The organism is Diaphorobacter sp. JS3050 (genome assembly GCF_013154915.1).
GTDB classification, from domain to species: domain Bacteria; phylum Pseudomonadota; class Gammaproteobacteria; order Burkholderiales; family Burkholderiaceae_C; genus Diaphorobacter; species Diaphorobacter nitroreducens.
The window spans coordinates 466,686-485,591 of the sequence record NZ_CP053553.1; the positions used below are offsets into that span (position 1 = coordinate 466,686).

The following is an 18,906-nucleotide window of genomic DNA, read 5'->3' on the forward strand; positions in this document are numbered from 1 at the left end:
ATGTCGGACATCCTGAAGAAAATCTGCGACGTGAAGGTCGAGGAAGTGGCCGCCGCGCAAAAGCGCGTGTCCTTCACCGACATGCGCCGCGACGCCGAGAGCCGCGTGCTCACGCGCGACTTCGTGGGCGCGCTGCGCGCCAAGATCGACCAGGGCCAGGCCGGCGTGATCGCCGAAATCAAGAAGGCCAGCCCCAGCAAGGGCGTGATCCGCGAGGATTTCATCCCGGCCGACATCGCGCAAAGCTACGCCGAGGGCGACGGCAAGGTCAGCGCGGCCTGCCTGTCGGTGCTGACCGACCGCCAGTTTTTTCAAGGCCAGCCCGATTACCTGAAGCAGGCACGCGCCAGTTGCCCGCTGCCGGTGCTGCGCAAGGACTTCATGATCGACCCGTACCAGATCTACGAGTCGCGCGCTTTTGGAGCGGACTGTGTGCTGCTGATCGCCGCCTGCCTCGAGGATGGCCTGATGGCCGAGATGGAGCAGATCGCCCGCAGCCTGGACATGGCCGTGCTGGTGGAGGTGCACGACGGCGCCGAGCTGGAGCGCGCGCTGCGCCTGCAGACGCCGCTCGTGGGCATCAACAACCGCAACCTGCGCACCTTCGAGGTCAGCCTGCAGACCACGCTGGACCTGAAGAAGGAAGTGCCCGCCGACCGCCTGCTGGTGGCCGAGTCCGGCATCCTTGCGCCGGTGGATGTGCACACGCTGCGCGATGCCGGCATGAATGCGTTCCTGGTGGGCGAGGCCTTCATGCGCGCGCCCGACCCGGGGCGGGCGCTGGCCCAGCTGTTCGCCTGACGGCCGCAGGCCGGGCGTCCCCCGGGGTTGGGGCGGTGGCGGCATACTGGGCCCATGAAAGTCATCGGGCCGCGTCGATGAGCCTTGCCTGCCTGAGGCGGTTACCCGGCCATTCTTATCGTGCCCGCATGGAGGAGTTGCCTTGCGCGAGAGACCGGATACGCAGGCCGAGCGTTTTCGCAGGGAGTGGTGGTTGCTGGCGGGCCTGTGGCTGGCGCTGGGGGCGCTGATCGCAGTCGTGCTGATCCTGGAGCGGCGCGACACCGAGGAACGCGAGCGCCAGCAGGTCGCGCACCAGGTGCATATCGTCCATGAGAACCTGGAGCGCCAACTGCATGCCGTGAACCAGGCGCTGGGGGATATTGTTGCGAACCTGCCGCAGTGGCGCGCGCGCCCTGAAGGCGCCTTGCCATTCAACGAGCGGCTGCGGGCCTTCAGCGACGCCATGACCGGCGTGCGCACGCTGACCGTGCTGGATGCCGAGGGTACGGTGGTCGCCTCCAGCCGCGCCGAACTGCTCGGGGAGAACTTTGCCTACCGCGATTACTTCCAGTCGGCGCGCCGGCTGGCAAGCCGCGAGCAGCCCTCGCTGATCGTCAGTGCGCCCATGCGCACGGTGTTGGGTATCTGGGCCATCACGTTGTCGCGCCCGGTGGTGGCGGAAGATGGGCTGCCCGGCGGCGTGGTCGCGGCGACGCTGGACCCCGAGGAGTTCAAGACCTTGCTGGATTCCGTGCGCTACGCCCCCGACGTGGAGAGCACCCTGGTGCACGGCGACGGCGTGCGCTTCCTGCGCGTGCCCGAACGGGCGGGGCTGCTGGGCGCCACGCTGGCGCAGCCCGGAACGCTCTTTCAGGCGCACCTGGACAGCGGGCGGATGGAAAGCCTCTTCGTCGGCGCGATGGAGCCGGACCCGACCGAGCGGCTGGTGGCGCTGCGCACCATCTTTCCGGCGCACCTGCACATGGACAAGCCGTTGGTTGCGGCCGTCGCGCGGGACTGGAGCCAGGTGTTCGCCGCCTGGCGCGCGCGCCTGGACGCTGGGTGTGGCATGGCTGCTGACGGGGGTTGCCATTGGGCTGGGCCTGGGCTTCATGCAGCGCCGGCGCCGCCAGCTGTGGCGCCGCGAGCAGGCGCTGGCTGCCCAGGAAGCCGCCTTGCAGGCCCGCTGGCAGGCGGTGCTGCATGCCACCCAGCAGGGCGTGTGGGACTGGGACGTGGCCGCGGACACGGTGTATTTCTCGCCGGTATGGAAGACCATGCTCGGCTACGCAGAAGGCGACATCGGCGACAGCCTGCAGGAATGGGAAAGCCGCGTGCATCCCGATGATCTGGCGCGCGTGCACGCCGACGTGGCGCGCCACCTGGCGGGTGAAACGGCGGTCTATGAAAACGTGCACCGCATGCGCTGCAGGGACGGCAGCTACAAATGGGTGCAGGACCGCGGCCAGGTGACCGCGCGCGACGCCAGCGGCCGACCCACCCGCCTCATCGGCACCCACACGGACGTGACCGCGCAGCGGCAGCACCAGGAGACGCTGGACCGCCTGGCCGAGAACGTGCCCGGCGCGCTGTACCAATACCAGCGCGAGCCCGACGGGCGCAGCCACTTCCCGTACGCCAGCCCCGGGGTGCAGGACATCTACGGGCTTCCCCCGCAGGCCCTGTGCGTGGATGCGGAGCAGGTCTTCGCGCGCATCCACCCCGACGACCTGCAGGCGCTGCGCGAGAGCGTGCTGGCATCCGCGCAGACCCTGGAGCTGTGGCGCACCGAATACCGCGTGCTCGTGCCCGGGGAGCGCGAGCGCTGGGTCAGCGGCCAGGCACGGCCCGCGCGCACGGCCTCGGGCGCCGTGCTGTGGCATGGCTATATCCACGACGTGACGCTGGCCAAGCAGCAGGCGCTGCAGCTGCAGGAAACCGAGCGCCTGCTCAGGCATCTGATGCAGGAGATGCCCATCGGGCTGTGCATGATCAATGCCGCGGGCGTGATCTACTTTCGCAACCGGCGCTTCCAGGACCTGTTCGGCTACACCGAGGCCGAGGTGCCCACGCTGGGGCAGTGGTGGCCGCGCGCCTATCCCGATCCGCACTACCGCGAACAGGTCATCGCCGCGTGGAACGCAGACCTGGCGCAGGCAGGCGCGCAGGGGGCGAGATCGCGGACAGGGAATACCGCGTCACCGACCGCGACGGCAGGCTGCATACGATGACCATCGGCGGGCTGGCTTTTGGCGACCATTGCATGGCCACCTTCGTGGACGTGACCGAGCAGCGCGCGCAACATGAACTGCTGCGCAAGCTGGCCTTCATGGACGGGCTCACGGGCCTGGCCAATCGCCGCCAGTTGGACCGCACCCTCAAGGCCGAATGGCGGCGCTGCCGGCGCAGCGGCCAGCCCCTGTCCGTGGTGATGGTGGACATCGACCATTTCAAGCAGTTCAACGACCTGTATGGCCACCAGCAGGGCGATGATTGCCTGCGCGCCGTGGCCGCCGCGCTGCGCGGCGGCCTGGGGCGGTCGCACGACCTCGTGGCTCGCTACGGCGGCGAAGAATTCGTCTGCCTGTTGCCCGAGTGCGACCTGGACGGCGCGCGCGCCAAGGCGCAGGCGCTCTGCCGGGCCGTGCATGCGCGGCAGATGGAACACCGCGGCTCGCCGGTTGCGCCCGTGGTCACGGTGAGTGCCGGGGTGGCCTGTGTGGTGCCCGGCGCCGAAGACACCCCCGAACAGTTGCTGGCGCGCGCGGATGCGAACCTGTACCGCGCCAAGGCGGCAGGCCGCAACCGGGTGCATGATGGAATGGATTAGCTATCGTAAATATAGCTTGCAGCGCAGAATGGATAAGCCTTGGAGCATGATTTGATGCTGAATACTCCCGCCGCCACGCAACTGCAAAGTGCCGACCCCGCCGACTGGCCTGTCGCGCCGGGCTGGCAGCCGCTGGTCGACACGTTCTTTGCCAGCGCGCGCGGCCGGCAGTTGCTGGCCTTCCTGCAGGCGCGGCTGGAGGCCGGAGCCGCCATCTTCCCGCCGCAGCCGCTGCGGGCGCTGCAGCTCACGGCCCCCGAGGACACGCGCGTGGTCATCCTGGGGCAGGACCCGTACCACGGCCGTGGCCAGGCCGAGGGGCTGGCGTTCTCGGTGGCGCCGGGCGTGCGCCTGCCGCCCTCGCTGCAGAACATCTTCAAGGAAATGCAGCGCGACATGGGCGTACCCCTCCCACCGTTTCCCAACCCGGGCGGCAGCCTGGTGAAGTGGGCGCAGAACGGTGTGCTGCTGCTCAACACCTGTCTCACGGTGGAAGAGGGCCAGGCCGCGAGCCACGCGGGCAAGGGCTGGGAGCAGCTGACCGATGCCGTCATCCGCGAGGTGGCCGAAGGGCCGCGCCCCGTGGTGTTCATGCTCTGGGGCAGCCATGCGCAGTCCAAGCGTGCCTTCATCCCGCAGGACCGGGGGCACCTGGTGCTTACCTCCAACCATCCCTCGCCGTTGTCGGCGCTGCGCCCGCCCGTGCCGTTCATCGGCAACGGCCACTTCGGCCAGGCGCGGGCGTTCCGCCAGCAGCACGGGTATTGATCAGCGCCGCTCGCGCACCGTCAGCCACGCGCTCGCGGCGCCGCTGGCGGCGATCAGGCAGATGCCCAGCAGCGACCAGCGGTCCGGCATGTGGCCGTACACCGCCCAGCCGGCCAGCATGGCAAACGCGATCTGGGTGTAGAGGAACGGCGCGATCGTGGCGGGCGCTGCGCAGGCGTAGGCCCGCAGCAGCAACAGATGGCCCAGCGCGCTCGACAGTCCCATGACCACCAGCCCCAGCCATACCCAGGCGCTGGTGATGGCGGTCCACACGAAGGGCGCCGCCAGCGTCATCAGCCCGGCGGCAATCCAGCTGGTGTAGAACTGCGTGGTCGTGGGGGCCTCCTGCCCGGCCATGCGGCTGCTCAAGATCTGGTACCCCGTGCCGCAGGCCAGCATGCCCAGCGGCAGCACCAATACCCCGCTGAAGGACTGGCCGCCCGGGCGCAGGATCAGCAGCACGCTGGCCAGCCCCGTGGCCACCAGCAGCCAGCGCAGTGGGCTGACCGGCTGGCGCAGCCACAACGCGGCCACGAGCGTCACGCACAGCGGCGTGGCGGCCACGATGGCGGTGAACTCCGCCAGCGGCATGGCGCGGATGCTGAAGATGCCGAACAGGCTGGTGGCCGCGAACAGCACCGCGCGCAGCAGTTGATAGCGCGGGTGGTCCGTGCGCGGCGGGCGCCAGCCGCTGCGTGGCAGCACATAGGCGCTGGTGACCAGCGACTGGAACACATAGCGCAGCCACAGCGCCAGCAGCAGCGGCGTGGTGGCGCTCACCAGCTTGGTGGCGGTGTCCAGCAGCGCGAACGAGGCGCAGGCGCCCACCGTGAGCGCGATGCCGGCCAGGGCGGTGCGGGGGCTGTGCCCGGCCGGCGCGGCGCTCATGCGCGGGGCCGCTCCAGCAGCATGCAGTCGCCGTAGCTGAAGAAGCGGTAGCGCTGCGCGACCGCGTGGCGGTACAGGTGCATGATGTGCTCGTAGCCCGCGAAGGCACTCACCAGCATCATCAGCGTGCTCTTGGGCAGGTGGAAGTTGGTGAGCAGCAGATCGACCACCTGGAATGGAAAGCCCGGCGTAATGAAGATGCAGGTGTCGCCCGCGGCCTGGCCGCTCGCGGCCCAGGATTCCAGCGTGCGCACCGTGGTCGTGCCCACGGCCACGACGCGGCCGCCGCGCGTGCGGCAGCGCTCCAGGGCAGCGAGGGTGGCCAGCGGCACCTCGTACCACTCGCTGTGCATGCGGTGCGCGGACAGGTCCTCGGTCTTCACGGGCTGGAAGGTGCCTGCGCCTACGTGCAGCGTGACGCTGGCGCGCTCGATGCCGCGTTCGGCCAGGCGGGCCAGTACGGCATCGTCGAAGTGCAGCGCGGCGGTGGGCGCGGCCACCGCGCCGGGCGCACGCGCGAACACGGTCTGGTAGCGCTCGCTGTCCTCGCCGGCATGGGGGTCGTTGCCGCCGGCCTGCTGGCGCTCGATGTAGGGCGGCAGCGGCAGGTGGCCGTGGCGCTCCATGAGCTCCCAGGGGCTCTCGCCCGCAGGGCCGCGCAGGGCCAGGCGAAACAGCGGGCCGTCCGCATCCGGGTAGCGGCCGAGCAGCGTGGCGTCGAACCCGCCAGCGGCCGCGCCGCCGGCCAGGTGGAGCGTGGCGCCGGGCAGCGGCTTTTTGCTGACCTTCATGTGCGCCACGACCTCGTTGCCGGTGAGCACGCGCTCGATCAACAGCTCCAGCTTGCCGCCGCTGGCCTTCTCGCCGAACACGCGGGCCTTGACCACGCGTGTGTCGTTGAACACCAGCAGGTCGCCCGGCTGCAGCAGGTCGGGCAGTTCGCGGAAGATGCGGTCGGTGGGCGGGGCGGTGCGCCCGTCCAGCAGGCGCGAGCCGCTGCGCTGGGGGGCCGGGTGCTGGGCGATGAGCAGCTCGGGCAGCTCGAAGTCGAAGTCGCTCAGGGTGAAGGTGCGGGGTGCGGTGGAGGCAGAGGACATGCGGGGCTTGAGGGCCGGACGGGCCCGTTCCAAGGCAGAAAGACAAGCCCGCGATTCTCGCAAAGATGCCGCCGCCGTGCAGCGCGTTGGTGCACCTCGGGCGCTACCAGCGAGGATCGGGCAGGTCGGACCAGAGTTGCGCGAGGTCGGGGAACTGCCAGCGTGCCGGGTCCTCGCGCGCAATGATCTTGTCGCGGCAGTCGGGCTCGGACAGGTCCACCAGCTCTGGGGGGATGCGCAACTCGGATCGGGTGGAGTAGAACACCCTCACGCGCGGCGCGATCAGCTTGCCTGGCGACTGCTCTGTCACGACGCCCAGGCGGCCCGAGGCGAGGCGCACCAGCGACCCCACGGGGTAGATGCCGATGCTCTTGACGAAGGCCTGGAACAGCCGGCTGTCGAAATGGTCGCGGGTCCATTCCGCCATGCGGCGCAGCGACTCCGAGGGGTCCCAGCCGCGCTTGTAGGGCCGGTCGGAGGTGACGGCGTCGTACACGTCGCAGATGGCAGTCATGCGCGCCAGCGTGCTGATCTGCTCGCCCGGCAGGCGGTGGGGGTAGCCCGTGCCGTCCATCTTCTCGTGGTGGTGCAGGCACGCGTCCAGCACGGGCCCGGGCAGGTCGGTGCCCTGCAGCAGGGCGTAGCCGGCCACGGGGTGGCTGCGCACCACGGTGAACTCGTCGTCGGTCAGCTTGCCGGGCTTGTTGAGCACTTCCAGCGGCACGGCCGCCTTGCCGATGTCGTGCAGCAGCCCGGCCAGCCCGGCCATGCGCGTGGCGCCATCGTCCATGCCGATCTGCCGGGCCAGCGCCACCATCAGCGCGGACACGGCGACCGAGTGCATGTAGGTGTACTCGTCGGCCGTCTTGAGCCGCGCCAGGCTGATGAGCGCGCCGGGGTTGCGCGTGACCGAGTCGGTGATCTCGTTGACCATTTCCTGCGCCACGGCGGTATCGATGGCGCGGCCCAGGCGTGCCTGGCCGAACATCGTGACCACGGCCTGCTTGGCCTGCGAGCAGATGGCCGCCGCGCGGCGCAGCTCCTGGTCCATGCCTGCCGGCTGGGGCGTCACGGCCGGGGCCGGCGCGGGCTGGGCAGGCAGGTCCTCCAGTTGCTGGAAGTCGCTGTCCAGTTGCGCGTCGGCTTCGGCGCGGGACACGCTGGCCGTGCCGGGCGCGATGTCCAGGCCCTTGGATGTGTCGATCCAGACCTCGTGGATCTCCGTGGCGCGGATGCGCTCCAGGTCTTGCGGGTCCTGCAGCAGAAAGCGCGAGCGCCAGAAGGGGTGCTCCATCCAGGAGCCGCAGAACTCATGCAGGTACATGCCCAGGGTGAGATGTTTGACTTCGATACGCTTGAGCATGACGGGAGACGACGAGACGGTAACGTGCGGTAACTACGGGCATGATAGCCTTTTTGCCGTGCCCAGACCCACACGTTCCTCCACCTCCGCCTCGTCCTCCGCGAAGCCCGCCCCCAGCCCTGCACAGCAGGCCCTCGTCAAGCTGGGGCTGGTGCGCGACATTGACCTGGCCCTGCACCTGCCCCTGCGCTACGAGGACGAGACACGCATCACGCCGATCCGCAGCGCACGCGATGGCGACACGGTGCAGATCGAGGCCACGGTGACCGCCAGCGAGGTGCAGATGCGCCCGCGCCGGCAACTGGTGGTGACCGTGGAGGACGGCACCGGCAGCTGCGAGCTGCGCTTCTTCAGCTTCTACCCTTCGCACCAGAAGACCATGGCCGTTGGCGCGCGCCTGCGCGTGCGCGGCGAAATCAAGGGAGGCTTCTGGGGCCGCCAGATGCTGCACCCGGCGTTCCGCAAGGCCGAAGGGGACTTGCCCGCGGCGCTGACCCCCGTCTATCCCACGGTGGCGCAGCTGCCTCAGGCGTACCTGCGCCGCGCGGTGGCGAGCGCCCTCACGCGCGTGGAATTGCCCGAGACGCTGCCGCCGGGGCTGGAGCCCCCCGCGGTTCCCTCGGGGGTGCGGATTGATGGCCAAAACGGCCTCCAGCACCCATGGAGCCTGCGCGAGGCGCTCCTGTTTTTGCACCACCCCACGCCCGATGTGGCGCTGGCCACGCTGCAGGACCACAGCCACCCGGCGTGGCAGCGCCTGAAGGCCGAAGAACTGCTGGCGCAGCAGCTGTCGCAGCTCACCGCCAAGCGCGAGCGCGCCCGCCTGCGCGCACCGGCGCTGCGCCCGCAGACGCAGGCAGGGGGCACGCCGCTGCACGAGCAATTGCTGGGCGTGTTGCCCTTCAGCCTGACGGCCGCGCAGCGCCGCGTGGGTGAGGAGATCGCGCGCGATCTGGCCCGGCCGGTGCCCATGCACCGTTTGCTGCAGGGTGATGTGGGCTCGGGCAAGACCGTGGTGGCCGCGCTGGCCGCCACGGTGTGCATGGACGCGGGCTGGCAGTGCGCGCTGATGGCGCCCACCGAGATCCTGGCCGAGCAGCACTTCGCCAAGCTCATCGGCTGGCTGCAGCCGCTGCTGGCCGCGCGCGGGCGCCAGGTGGCGTGGCTGGTGGGCGGGCAGAAGAAGAAGGAGCGCGCCGAGATGCTCGCGCGCATCGAAAGCGGCGAGGCCGCGCTGGTCGTGGGCACGCACGCCGTCATCCAGGAGCAGGTGCGTTTCAAGAACCTGGCGCTGGCGGTGATCGATGAGCAGCACCGCTTCGGCGTGGCACAACGCCTGGCGCTGCGCAAAAAGCTGGAGCACGCCGGCATGGAGCCGCACCTGCTGATGATGAGTGCCACGCCCATCCCGCGCACGCTGGCCATGAGTTACTACGCCGATCTGGACGTGTCCACCATCGACGAGCTGCCGCCCGGGCGCACGCCCATCGTCACCAAGCTGATCGCGGACAGCCGCAAGGATGAGGTGGTCGAGCGCATCGGTGCGCAGGTGGCGGCGGGCCGGCAGGTGTACTGGGTGTGCCCGCTGATCGAGGAGAGCGAGGCGCTGGACCTGTCCAACGCCACCGCCACGCACGCCGAGTTGAGCGAGGCGTTGCAGGGCGACGCGGCGCACGGGCGCGCGCCGGTGATGGTGGGCCTGCTGCACTCGCGCATGCCCGCCGCCGAGAAGAAGGCCGTGATGGACCTGTTCAAGGGCGGGCAAATGGGCGTGCTGGTGTCCACCACCGTGATCGAAGTGGGCGTGGACGTGCCCAACGCCTCGCTCATGGTCATCGAGCATGCAGAGCGCTTCGGCCTGTCGCAGCTGCACCAGCTGCGCGGGCGCGTGGGGCGCGGCGCGGCGGCTTCGGCCTGCGTGCTGCTGTACTCCACGGGCGACTCGGGCCGCCTGGGCGAGACTGCGCAGGGCCGCCTGAAGGCCATGGCCGAGACCACCGACGGTTTCGAGATCGCGCGGCGCGACCTGGAGATCCGCGGGCCTGGCGAGTTCCTGGGCGCTCGCCAGTCGGGCGACGCACTGCTGCGCTTTGCCGACCTGGCCACCGATACGCTGCTGCTGGAATGGGCGCGCGAGACGGCGCCGCAGATGCTGGACCGCCACCCGCTGCTGGCCGAGCGCCACATCCAGCGCTGGCTTGGCGGAAAATCGGACTATCTCAAAGCCTGATGGGCCGCCCGTGGCCGCACAGCGCGGCGGGCGTTGCACAATGGCCGATTCTGCCGGCCGGATTCGCCATGACTCTTACCGAACTCAAATACATCGTCGCCGTTGCGCGTGAAAAACACTTCGGCCGCGCCGCCGAAGCCTGCTATGTCTCGCAGCCCACGCTGTCGGTAGCGGTGAAGAAGCTCGAGGACGAGCTGGAGGTCAAGCTCTTCGAGCGCAGCGCGGGCGATGTCTCCGTCACGCCGCTGGGCGAGGAAATCGTGCGCCAGGCGCAGAGCGTGCTGGAGCAGGCCGCCGCCATCAAGGAGATCGCCAAGCGCGGCAAGGACCCGCTGGCCGGCGCCCTCACGCTGGGCGTGATCTACACCATCGGCCCCTACCTGCTGCCCGAGCTGGTGCGCCATGCCATCGCGCGCACGCCGCAGATGCCGCTGATGCTGCAGGAGAACTTCACCGTGAAGCTGCTGGAGATGCTGCGCACCGGGGAGATCGACTGCGCCATCATGGCCGAGCCCTTCCCCGACACCGGCCTGGCCATCGCGCCGCTGTATGACGAACCCTTCCTGGCGGCCGTGCCCAGCAGCCACCCGCTGGCCGAGCGCGATGCGGTCTCGGCGTCGGAACTCAAGAACGAAACCATGCTGCTGCTGGGCGCGGGCCACTGCTTTCGCGACCACGTGCTGGAGGTGTGCCCCGAGTTCGCGCGCTACGCGAGCAATGCCGAAGGCATTCGCCGCACGTTCGAAGGCTCGTCGCTGGAGACCATCAAGCACATGGTCTCTGCCGGCATGGGCGTGACGCTGGTGCCGCGCCTGTCGGTGCCGCGGGATGCGCTGCACACGGGCGCACGCCGGCGCAAGAGCGACGACACGCACATCCGCTACCTGCCCATCAAGGAGAGCGACGGCAGCCCGCCGCCCATGCGCCGCGTGGTGCTGGCCTGGCGGCGCAGCTTCACGCGCTACGAGGCCATCGCCGCGCTGCGCAACGCTGTCTACGCCTGCGAGTTGCCCGGCGTCACGCGCTTGTCTTGACGCAGGGCGATGCTGCGCGGCGCGGCAGTTGGTACAGTCATGGCAGAGTCATCCCAACCACCCAGAAAGGACGCACCATGGCCAAGCCCAGCAGCAAATCCGTCAGCACCAAGAGCGGCGCACCGCGCATCAACATCGGCATCAGCGACAAGGACCGGGCCGCCATCGCGCAGGGCCTGTCGCGCCTGCTGGCCGACACCTACACGCTGTACCTCACGACCCACAACTTCCACTGGAACGTGACGGGCCCGATGTTCAACACGCTGCACACCATGTTCATGGCGCAGTACACAGAGCTGTGGAACGCCGTGGACCCGGTGGCCGAGCGCATCCGCTCGCTGGGCCATGTGGCGCCGGGCTCCTACGCGCAGTTCGGCCAGCTCACCAGCCTGCCCGACGTGCCGGCCCAGCCGCCCAAGGCGACCGAGATGATCCGCATCCTGGTGGAAGGCCATGAGGCCGTGGCCCGCACTGCGCGCGAGCTGTTTCCCCTGGCCGACAAGGCCAGCGACGAGCCCACGGCCGACCTGCTGACCCAGCGCCTCACGGTGCACGAGCAGACGGCCTGGATGCTGCGCTCGCTGCTGGAGGACTGAGTAACCGTCTTCGAAGTCAAGCGCAATGAAGCGACTTGTCCCAAGGTTTTCCAGTGCGCACCATGGCGTTGAGCGTGGTGAGCAACTTGCGCATGCAAGCGACCAGGGCGACCTTGGGCAACTTGCCAGCGGCCTTCAGACGCTCGTAGAAGGCCTTGATGGCCGGGTTGTAGCGGGTGGCCGTGAGCGTTGCCATGTACAGCACGCGGCGGATCTCGAAGCGCCCGCCTTGTACGCGCCGCCTGCCCTTGCTGCCGCCGGAGTCATTGGCCATGGGCGCCACGCCCACCAATGCAGCGATCTCGCGCCGGTTCAGCCGGCCCAGCTCTGGCAGCTCGGCAATCATCGTGGCACTGGCCACCGGGCCGACTCCCGCAGCCGACTGCAGCAGCGTGTCGAGCTCCCCAAAGTGCTCGCGCACATGCGTGACCATCTGCTCTTCGATCTCATCGAGCTGCGCCTTGATCGCCGCCTCGATGGCCTCGATGCTGGCGTGCAGCTTCTTGGGCGTGATCTGCAGCCGTTGGCGCTCCGAATGGAGCATGGTCAGCAACTGGCGCCTGCGCGTGACCAGGGCCGCGAGCCACTGCTGGCGCTCATCGGCCAGGGGGCGCAAGAAGCGCTGCAGATCGTCGCGGCGCAGCAGCACCGCTGCCAGCTCGGCCAGCGTGCGCGCATCCACCGCGTCGGTCTTGGCCAGGCGTCCCATGGATTTGGCGAAGTCGCGCGCCTGGCGCGGGTTGATGACCGCCACGGGCAGGCCTGTGGCCTGCAGGGCACACGCTAACGCGGCCTCGTAGCCGCCGGTGGCCTCCATCACCACCAGACCCACGTCCAGGGGCTGCAGGGCAGCCGCCAGCGCCGAGTGGCCTTCGGCATCGTTGTCAAACCGCTGGGCGCTGCTCTTGGCACCCAGCACACAGACATCCACGTGCGCCTTGGCCACGTCGATGCCCACCGTCACAGAGGTAACAGACATGATCTTCAGATCCCTTGCTTGTGCATGCGCGCTCAATCAAGGCGCGCGTAACCGTTCGGGCTTCACGAAGACCAGCGCGGCGGCCATGCGTTCTGTACTCAGTCACGGGCTCTATCACCCCAGCGCCTACCAAACTGCACGGGCCGGTCTGGCCGCCTCAACGGCGTTCAGACTCTACCGCGCTGGTCTGGTTTAAAGATACAAGCGCAGCTGCGCACGCGGGCCGAGCCATGTCCGCCACCGAGACAGAGCTCAAGCTGGCGCTGCCCCCGCGCGATGCGGCGGCGCTGGCGGTGCGCCTCATGCGCGTGCCGGCGCTGGCACGGGCCACGCCGGTGCGTGAGCACCTGGTCAGCCTTTACCACGACACGCCTGCGCAGGACCTGCTGCGCCAGCGCGTCGCCCTGCGCCTGCGCCGCGAGGGGCCTGAGGGCGCGGGTGCCCGCTGGCTGCAGACCCTCAAGACCGCGGGCGACACCACGTCCGCGCTGAGCCAGCGCGGCGAGTGGGAAATGCCCGTGGCCGGCCCGGCGCTGGAGCTGCACCGGTTGGAGGGCACGCCCTGGCCCGCCATGGACCCCGATGGCGTGCTGGCCGCCGCGCTGCAACCGTGCTTTACCACCGACTTCGTGCGCACCCGCTGGCGTGTGCGGGTGCGCGGCGGCGCCGTGGTGGAGGTGGCGCTGGACGTGGGCGCCGTGACCGCCACGGTGGACGGCGCGGCGCATGCCACGCCGCTGTGCGAACTGGAGCTGGAGTTGCTGCAGGGGCCACCCGAGGCACTGCTGGCGCTGGCGCGGCGCATCGCGCGGCACGTGCCGGTGCTGCCGCTGGCCGCGAGCAAGGCCGCACGCGGCTACGCGCTGCTGCACCCGCCGGCCAGCCCGGCCTTGGAGGCCCAGCCGCCCGCGCTGAAGCGCGGCATGACGGTTGCGCAGGTCGCCGAACGCGTGCTGCAGGAGCCTTTCCACCAGTTCTGCGCCAACCTGTTTGCGCTGCAGCAGGGCAGCGACGCGCCCGAGGTGGTGCACCAGGCCCGCGTGGGCTGGCGCCGGCTGCGCAGCCTGGCGCGCCTCTTCGCCCCGGCCTGTGCCGCGCGGCCGGCCCCGCCGCCGCAGCGCTTGCGCCGCTGCTGCAGTCCCTGGGACATTTACGCGACCTGGATGTGGCGCGCACCCAGACGCTGCCTGCGTTGGCCGCGCACTACGCGCAGGGCGGCGCGCGGCAGGCCGCCGCCTGGGCGGCAGCGCAGGCCGCGCTGGATGCCGCCGCAGACCAGGCCCGCGCGCAAACGCGCGCCGCACTCCATCGGCCCGCCGTGGGCGCCGCGCTGCTGGCCTGGCAGGACTGGTTGCATGGCTGGGCGCTGGCCGCGCAGGGGGAGTGCGGCGTGGACGCCTGTGCCAGCGATGCCCTGGCCGGCGCGCCGGCGCGGCACTGGGTGCGCAAGCGCGTCCAGCGGCTGGTGCGGCGCCTGGGCGCGGCGCTCAAAACGGCGGGCGATGACGAAGGCCTGCACCATGCCCGCATTCTCGCCAAGCGGTTGCGCTACGGCAGCACGTCGCTGGCGCCGCTGCTGCCCCGTCGCATGGGCCGCCACCGGGGCGCGGCCGAGCAGTGGCAGGAGCGCCTGGGCGCGCAGCGCGACTGGGCGCAGGCCGCCGCTCTGGTGGCTGGCTGCGGGGGCGATGCCGCCGTGGTTGCCTTCCTGCGCGGCGCCGCGCTGGGGCGCGGCTGGGATCCCCTGCGGGACGCCGCGCGCCGTTGAACGGCAGTCTTCCGGTCAAGGACAGTGCCGTGCGACCACGCGGACGCGCCGGCCGCCATGGCGTATAAAAGCGGGCTTTGGCGCACGCTGGCGGGCACCCGCCCCCGTGTGCTGCGTCGTCCGCGGGCCTTGTGCCTTAGGTGTCCGTGTCCGCCCCGTGGCGCCCCGCGCAACCTGTGTTTTCCCTTGCTTCCATGTCCGCTGTCGCCCCGCGCTCCCGCCTGTCCCTGTACCTCGACCTGATCCGCTGGAACCGCCCCGCGGGCTGGCTGGTGCTGGTGTGGCCCACGCTGGCGGCGCTGTGGGTGGCGGCGGACGGCTTTCCCGGCTGGCACCTGCTGGCGGTGTTCGTGGCCGGCACGGTGCTCATGCGCAGTGCGGGCTGCACCATCAACGACATTGCCGACCGCGACTTCGACCGCCATGTGAAGCGCACCACGCAGCGCCCCATCACCAGCGGCCAGCTGGGCGTGAGGGAGGCCGCGCTGGTGGGCGTGGTGCTCACGCTGGTGGCTTTCGTGCTGGTGCTCACCACGCGCTGGGAGGCGGTGGCCTGGTCGGTGCCCGCGGTGTTGTTCACCATCCTGTACCCGTTCACCAAGCGGTTCTTCGCCATGCCGCAGGCGTTCCTGGGCATTGCGTTCAACTTCGGCATCGTGATCGCCTTTGCGGCCGTGCAGGGCCGGGTGCCTGCCACGGCCTGGGTGCTGTGGCTGGCCAACCTGTTCCTGGTGCTGGCCTACGACACCGAGTACGCCATGGTGGACCGCGACGACGATCTGAAGATCGGCATGAAGACCTCGGCCATCACGCTGGGACGCTTCGACGTGGCGGCCATCATGGGCTTCTTCGTGCTGTGCCTGGGGCTCACGGCGTGGGTGCTCGCGCCCTACGGCCTGGGCTGGCCGCTGTGGCTGGGGCTGGGCGTGGCGGCGGCGCAGGTGGCATGGCACTTCACGCTGATCAAGGACCGCACGCGCGAGGGGTGCTTTACCGCCTTCAGCAAGAGCCACTGGATCGGCGCGGCGATCTTTGCCGGCGTGGCGCTAGGGTATTTGCTACGCTAGTGATAGCTGCCAGCGCTTGACTGTCAAGCGCTGGAGCTATTTTTGACGCCTGAATCAGGCGCCGAACTCGGCCGCCAGTTCCTTGGCGCGGGCCTCTGCCGCGCGCATGGCGGCGATGAAGTGCGCGGGCACCTGTGCCGCCTGCAGGTGCGTGATGGCGGCGTGCGTGGTGCCGCCCTTGCTGGTCACGCGCTGGCGCAGCACCTCGGCGCTCTCGGGCGAGCGCGCGGCCAGCTCCGATGCGCCCTGGAACGTGGCCACGGCCAGCTGGTAGGCCTGCGCGGGCGGCAGGCCCATGTCCACGCCGGCCTGGGTCATGGCTTCGAGGAACAGAAACACATAGGCCGGGCCGGAGCCCGACAGCGCGGTGACCGCGTCGAGCTGCTCCTCGGCCTCCACCCAGACAAACTGGCCGGTGGTGGCGATCACGCGTTCCACCAGCGCCTTGCCCTGCGGGTCCACTTGCGGGCGGTCGAACAGGCCGGTGATGCCCTTGCCCACCAGCGCGGGGGTGTTGGGCATGGCGCGCACGATGTGCTGCGTGTCCAGCCAGCGCGCGATGCTGTCCGTGGGGATGCCGGCGGCCACGCTCAGGTGCAGGGCGGTGGCGGTGTGGGCGCGGGTGGCGGCGGCGGCTTCCTTGAAGGTCTGGGGCTTGACGGCCCAGACGACCAGCGCGGCGCGCGCGAGCGCATCGCCGGCCGCGGGCTGCGCGGTGATGCCGAACTTCTCCCGCAGCGCAGCGCGCGCGGGCTCGAAGGGTTCGACCACCTCGATCTGGCCGGCCGGCAGGCCGCGCTGCAGCAGGCCGCCGATGATGGCGCTGGCCATGTTGCCGCCGCCGATGAAGGCAATGGGGGGAAGGGGGGATGCGCTGGCTGTCATGGGATGGGGCGGGGAAGCGATGAGGTCAGGCGGCATTGTGCGCCGTCCAGCATCATTCAGAGTGATTCAAAAACAGGAGCTGCTCGCGCTTGCTACGCAGGAAGTTCAGAGGGTTTTATGTCTGAAAATGGGTTGCAGCAAGCGCCAGCAGCTATGGTTTTTACGTCAACCGGGTAGCACGGCCTGCGCGACGGCGTGCTCCCAACGCGCCATCAACGCCTCGGCCTGGCTGCGCGGCAGGGTGGGGGTGAAGCGCCGCTCGGCCTGCCACAGGGCAGACAGTTCGTCGGTGCTGGCATACACGCCGCTCGCCAGGCCCGCCAGGTAGGCGGCGCCCAGGGCGGTGGTCTCCACCACGGCGGGGCGCACCACGGGAATGCCCAGCAGGTCGGCCTGGAACTGCATCAGCAGGTCGTTCACGCAGGCGCCGCCGTCCACGCGCAGCTCGCTCACCGGGGCGCCGCCTGCGGCCACGGCGTCGCGGCTCATGGCGGCCAGCAGCGCGGCGCTCTGGTAGGCAATGGATTCGAGCGCGGCGCGCGCGATGTGCGCGATGGTGGTGCCGCGCGTGAGGCCGGTGATGGTGCCGCGCGCGTCGGGCTTCCAGTAGGGCGCGCCCAGGCCGGTGAAGGCGGGCACCATCATCACGCCGCCCGAGTCGGGCACGCTTTCGGCCAGCGCCTGCACCTCGGAGCTGGCCGAGATGGCGCGCAGCCCGTCGCGCAGCCACTGCACCACGGCGCCGCCCACGAACACACTGCCTTCCATGGCGTACTCGGGCGATCGGCCTGCCTGCGCCGCGCTGGTGGTGAGCAGGCCGTTCTCGCTTTTCTGAAAGCGGCTGCCGGTGTGCATGAGCATGAAGCAGCCCGTGCCGTAGGTGTTCTTGGCCATGCCGGCGGTGAAGCACGCCTGGCCGAAGAGCGCGCTTTGCTGGTCGCCTGCCACGCCGCCAATGGCGATCGGGCCACCCAGCAGCGCCGCGTCGGTGGCGCCGAAGTCGCTGGCCGATGGCAGCACCTCGGGCATCAGCGCGCGCGGGATGCGCAGGAGCTGCAGCAGCTCATCGTCCCACTGGTTGGTGTGCACGTTGAACAGCATGGTGCGGCTGGCGTTGCTCACGTCGGTGACATGGCGCTTGCCGCCGGTGAGCTGCCAGATGAGCCAGCTGTCCACGGTGCCGAAGGCCAGCTCGCCGGCCTCGGCCGCGTCGCGCGCGCCGGGCACATGGTCCAGCAGCCACTGCAGCTTGGTGCCGGAGAAGTAGGCGTCGATCAGCAGGCCCGTCTTGGCCTGGATGGCGGCGGCATGGCCCTGTTCGCGCAGTTGCGCGCAGGCGGGCTCGGCGCGCCGGTCCTGCCAGACGATGGCGTGGTGCACGGGCTGGCCGGTGCGGCGGTTCCACAGCACGGTGGTCTCGCGCTGGTTGGTGATGCCCAGGGCGCGCACGTCCTGCGCGGTGATGCGCGCCTCGCGCAGCGCGTCCTGCGCGGTGGCGAGCTGCGTGCGCCAGATCTCGCGCGGGTCATGTTCCACCCAGCCGGGGCGGGGATAGATCTGCGGCAGCTCGCGCTGCGCCTGGGCCACGATGCGGCCACGTTCGTCGAACACGATGCTGCGGGAGCTGGAGGTGCCTTGGTCGAGTGCGAGCAGGTAGGTCATGGGCGGAGCGTAACGTGTTGGGGCGCTGTTCAGTCGCCGGGAGGGCCTCTCATGCGGCAGCCACGGTGCATTGCACGCCGGCCTCGTGCAGCAGGGCCGGGAAGGGCTCGGGCGGCGGCGCGTCGGTGAACAGCCGGTCGATCTGCGCGAGCTGCGCCAGCTGCACCATGGCCGGACGGTTGAACTTGGTGTGGTCGGCGGCCAGCCAGACCTCGCGCGCGTGTTCGATGATGGTCTGCGCGACCTTCACCTCGCGCATGTCGTAGTCGCGCAGCGAGCCGTCGGGCTCGATGCCGGAGATGCCGATGAGCGCGATGTCCACCTTGAACTGGCGGATGAAGTCCACCGCCGCCTCGCCCACGATGCCGCGGTCGCGCGCGCGCACCACGCCGCCGGCCACTGTCACCTCGCAATCGGGGTTGCCCGCCAGGATGGCTGCCACGTTCAGGTTGTTGGTGATGACGCGCAGGCCCCGGTGGTGCATCAGCGCCCGGGCGATGGCCTCGGTGGTGGTGCCGATGTTGAGGATCAGCGAGCAGTCGTTGGGCACCTGGCTGGCCACCGCGCGGGCGATGCGCGCCTTGCCTTCGGCATGCAGCGTTTCGCGCTGCAGATGGCCCAGGTTCTCGACGGTCGAGGCCGGCACCCGCACGCCGCCATGGAAGCGGCGCACCAGCCCCAGCTCCGCCAGCCGCTGCACATCGCGCCGCACGGTCTGCAGCGTCACGCCCAGCGTGTCGGCCAGTTGTTCCACCGTGGCGGACTGGCGGGTGCGCACTTCTTCAAGCAGTCGCAGTTGGCGGGGGTTGGTGTTCACGGCGGGGCTTCCAGCGGCTAGGCAGCAGCCCGAAACACGGAGAACAGGACTGCCGCCCTCACTGTAAAGCGAACCCAAACGAAAAGGTCCAGGGTAAACGTGGGGTGCAAACACTCACAAAGCAACACGCCCGGCGATC

General features: G+C 70.1%; 16 protein-coding genes and 1 pseudogene. 10 read left to right on the plus strand and 7 right to left on the minus strand.

All coding sequences use genetic code 11. From position 1 onward, the window contains the following. The 5 genes from trpC to HND92_RS02280 all read left to right on the plus strand — a co-directional run bounded on the left by trpC (position 1) and on the right by HND92_RS02280 (position 4,381). Complete coding sequence (gene trpC / locus HND92_RS02270; RefSeq protein WP_172205616.1) at positions 1 to 801, plus strand: indole-3-glycerol phosphate synthase TrpC; 801 nt, start codon at positions 1 to 3, stop codon at positions 799 to 801. A gap of 142 nt (positions 802 to 943) precedes the next feature. Next, positions 944 to 2,131, plus strand: a complete 1,188-nt coding sequence (locus tag HND92_RS19245; RefSeq protein WP_253940089.1) for a cache domain-containing protein — start codon at positions 944 to 946, stop codon at positions 2,129 to 2,131. After that, positions 2,019 to 3,014, plus strand: a complete 996-nt coding sequence (locus tag HND92_RS19250; protein ID WP_253940136.1) for a PAS domain-containing protein — start codon at positions 2,019 to 2,021, stop codon at positions 3,012 to 3,014. Before HND92_RS19245 ends, HND92_RS19250 begins: the two co-directional genes overlap by 113 nt. Further along, positions 3,011 to 3,613, plus strand: coding sequence for a diguanylate cyclase (locus HND92_RS19255; RefSeq protein WP_253940090.1), 603 nt, complete (start codon positions 3,011 to 3,013; stop codon positions 3,611 to 3,613). The genes HND92_RS19250 and HND92_RS19255 overlap by 4 nt, the downstream gene beginning before the upstream one ends. 54 nt (positions 3,614 to 3,667) lie before the next feature. Then, the gene (locus HND92_RS02280; RefSeq protein ID WP_103738512.1) at positions 3,668 to 4,381 is read left to right on the plus strand and encodes a uracil-DNA glycosylase; all 714 of its coding nucleotides are present in this window, start codon (positions 3,668 to 3,670) and stop codon (positions 4,379 to 4,381) included. Here HND92_RS02280 and HND92_RS02285 read toward each other — a convergent pair whose 3' ends face one another. The 3 genes from HND92_RS02285 to HND92_RS02295 all read right to left on the minus strand — a co-directional run bounded on the left by HND92_RS02285 (position 4,382) and on the right by HND92_RS02295 (position 7,729). Next, positions 4,382 to 5,269 (minus strand): DMT family transporter, encoded by an 888-nt coding sequence (locus HND92_RS02285; RefSeq protein ID WP_103738511.1) that lies wholly within the window; start codon positions 5,267 to 5,269, stop codon positions 4,382 to 4,384. It lies immediately after the preceding gene. Then, positions 5,266 to 6,366, minus strand: a complete 1,101-nt coding sequence (gene queA, locus HND92_RS02290) for a tRNA preQ1(34) S-adenosylmethionine ribosyltransferase-isomerase QueA (RefSeq protein ID WP_172205618.1) — start codon at positions 6,364 to 6,366, stop codon at positions 5,266 to 5,268. Before queA ends, HND92_RS02285 begins: the two co-directional genes overlap by 4 nt. A 103-nt stretch (positions 6,367 to 6,469) precedes the next feature. Beyond that, positions 6,470 to 7,729 carry an HD-GYP domain-containing protein gene (locus HND92_RS02295; protein WP_172205620.1) on the minus strand — a complete coding sequence of 420 codons (1,260 nt, stop codon included), beginning with the start codon at positions 7,727 to 7,729 and terminating at the stop codon, positions 6,470 to 6,472. A gap of 58 nt (positions 7,730 to 7,787) precedes the next feature. Between HND92_RS02295 and recG the strand changes: the two genes are divergently transcribed. From recG to HND92_RS02310, 3 genes are all read left to right on the plus strand, one after another. Continuing rightward, positions 7,788 to 9,959 carry an ATP-dependent DNA helicase RecG gene (gene recG, locus HND92_RS02300; RefSeq protein WP_172205622.1) on the plus strand — a complete coding sequence of 724 codons (2,172 nt, stop codon included), beginning with the start codon at positions 7,788 to 7,790 and terminating at the stop codon, positions 9,957 to 9,959. A 68-nt stretch (positions 9,960 to 10,027) separates the two neighbouring features. Beyond that, a complete protein-coding gene (locus HND92_RS02305) occupies positions 10,028 to 10,993 on the plus strand; it encodes a LysR substrate-binding domain-containing protein (RefSeq protein WP_012655431.1) in 966 nt (321 codons plus the stop codon). 77 nt (positions 10,994 to 11,070) lie between these two features. Beyond that, positions 11,071 to 11,589, plus strand: coding sequence for a Dps family protein (locus tag HND92_RS02310; RefSeq protein ID WP_011803840.1), 519 nt, complete (start codon positions 11,071 to 11,073; stop codon positions 11,587 to 11,589). A 16-nt stretch (positions 11,590 to 11,605) separates the two neighbouring features. On the opposite strand, the gene HND92_RS02315 is transcribed toward HND92_RS02310, so the two are convergent. After that, positions 11,606 to 12,568 (minus strand): IS110 family transposase, encoded by a 963-nt coding sequence (locus HND92_RS02315; protein WP_011804582.1) that lies wholly within the window; start codon positions 12,566 to 12,568, stop codon positions 11,606 to 11,608. Positions 12,569 to 12,798: 230 nt separating this feature from the next. On the opposite strand from HND92_RS02315, the pseudogene HND92_RS02320 reads away from it, so the two are divergent. Both HND92_RS02320 and ubiA read left to right on the plus strand, forming a co-directional pair. Then, positions 12,799 to 14,336: pseudogene (locus HND92_RS02320) on the plus strand (CHAD domain-containing protein). A gap of 194 nt (positions 14,337 to 14,530) precedes the next feature. Beyond that, on the plus strand, positions 14,531 to 15,403 hold the full coding sequence (gene ubiA / locus HND92_RS02325; RefSeq protein WP_011803842.1) for a 4-hydroxybenzoate octaprenyltransferase: 873 nt from the start codon (positions 14,531 to 14,533) through the stop codon (positions 15,401 to 15,403). Positions 15,404 to 15,457: 54 nt separating this feature from the next. On the opposite strand, the gene proC is transcribed toward ubiA, so the two are convergent. The 3 genes from proC to HND92_RS02340 all read right to left on the minus strand — a co-directional run bounded on the left by proC (position 15,458) and on the right by HND92_RS02340 (position 18,767). After that, on the minus strand, positions 15,458 to 16,288 hold the full coding sequence (gene proC, locus HND92_RS02330) for a pyrroline-5-carboxylate reductase (RefSeq protein ID WP_172205624.1): 831 nt from the start codon (positions 16,286 to 16,288) through the stop codon (positions 15,458 to 15,460). Between the two features lie 165 nt (positions 16,289 to 16,453). Further along, entirely contained in the window at positions 16,454 to 17,950 is a 1,497-nt protein-coding gene (glpK, locus tag HND92_RS02335; RefSeq protein ID WP_135147792.1) for a glycerol kinase GlpK, read from the minus strand. 49 nt (positions 17,951 to 17,999) lie between these two features. Continuing rightward, entirely contained in the window at positions 18,000 to 18,767 is a 768-nt protein-coding gene (locus tag HND92_RS02340) for a DeoR/GlpR family DNA-binding transcription regulator (protein ID WP_172205626.1), read from the minus strand. Positions 18,768 to 18,906 lie beyond the last annotated feature (139 nt).

Excerpts from the sequence above, each read along its gene's own strand:
- trpC (WP_172205616.1), top strand. The coding sequence starts at position 1 with ATGTCGGACATCCTGAAGAAAATCTGCGACGTGAAGGTCGAGGAAGTG.
- HND92_RS19255 (WP_253940090.1), top strand. The coding sequence starts at position 3,011 with ATGACCATCGGCGGGCTGGCTTTTGGCGACCATTGCATGGCCACCTTC.
- HND92_RS02280 (WP_103738512.1), top strand. The coding sequence starts at position 3,668 with ATGCTGAATACTCCCGCCGCCACGCAACTGCAAAGTGCCGACCCCGCC.
- HND92_RS02285 (WP_103738511.1), bottom strand. The coding sequence starts at position 5,269 with ATGAGCGCCGCGCCGGCCGGGCACAGCCCCCGCACCGCCCTGGCCGGC.
- queA (WP_172205618.1), bottom strand. The coding sequence starts at position 6,366 with ATGTCCTCTGCCTCCACCGCACCCCGCACCTTCACCCTGAGCGACTTC.
- HND92_RS02295 (WP_172205620.1), bottom strand. The coding sequence starts at position 7,729 with ATGCTCAAGCGTATCGAAGTCAAACATCTCACCCTGGGCATGTACCTG.
- HND92_RS02305 (WP_012655431.1), top strand. The coding sequence starts at position 10,028 with ATGACTCTTACCGAACTCAAATACATCGTCGCCGTTGCGCGTGAAAAA.
- HND92_RS02310 (WP_011803840.1), top strand. The coding sequence starts at position 11,071 with ATGGCCAAGCCCAGCAGCAAATCCGTCAGCACCAAGAGCGGCGCACCG.
- HND92_RS02315 (WP_011804582.1), bottom strand. The coding sequence starts at position 12,568 with ATGTCTGTTACCTCTGTGACGGTGGGCATCGACGTGGCCAAGGCGCAC.
- ubiA (WP_011803842.1), top strand. The coding sequence starts at position 14,531 with ATGTCCGCTGTCGCCCCGCGCTCCCGCCTGTCCCTGTACCTCGACCTG.
- proC (WP_172205624.1), bottom strand. The coding sequence starts at position 16,288 with ATGACAGCCAGCGCATCCCCCCTTCCCCCCATTGCCTTCATCGGCGGC.
- glpK (WP_135147792.1), bottom strand. The coding sequence starts at position 17,950 with ATGACCTACCTGCTCGCACTCGACCAAGGCACCTCCAGCTCCCGCAGC.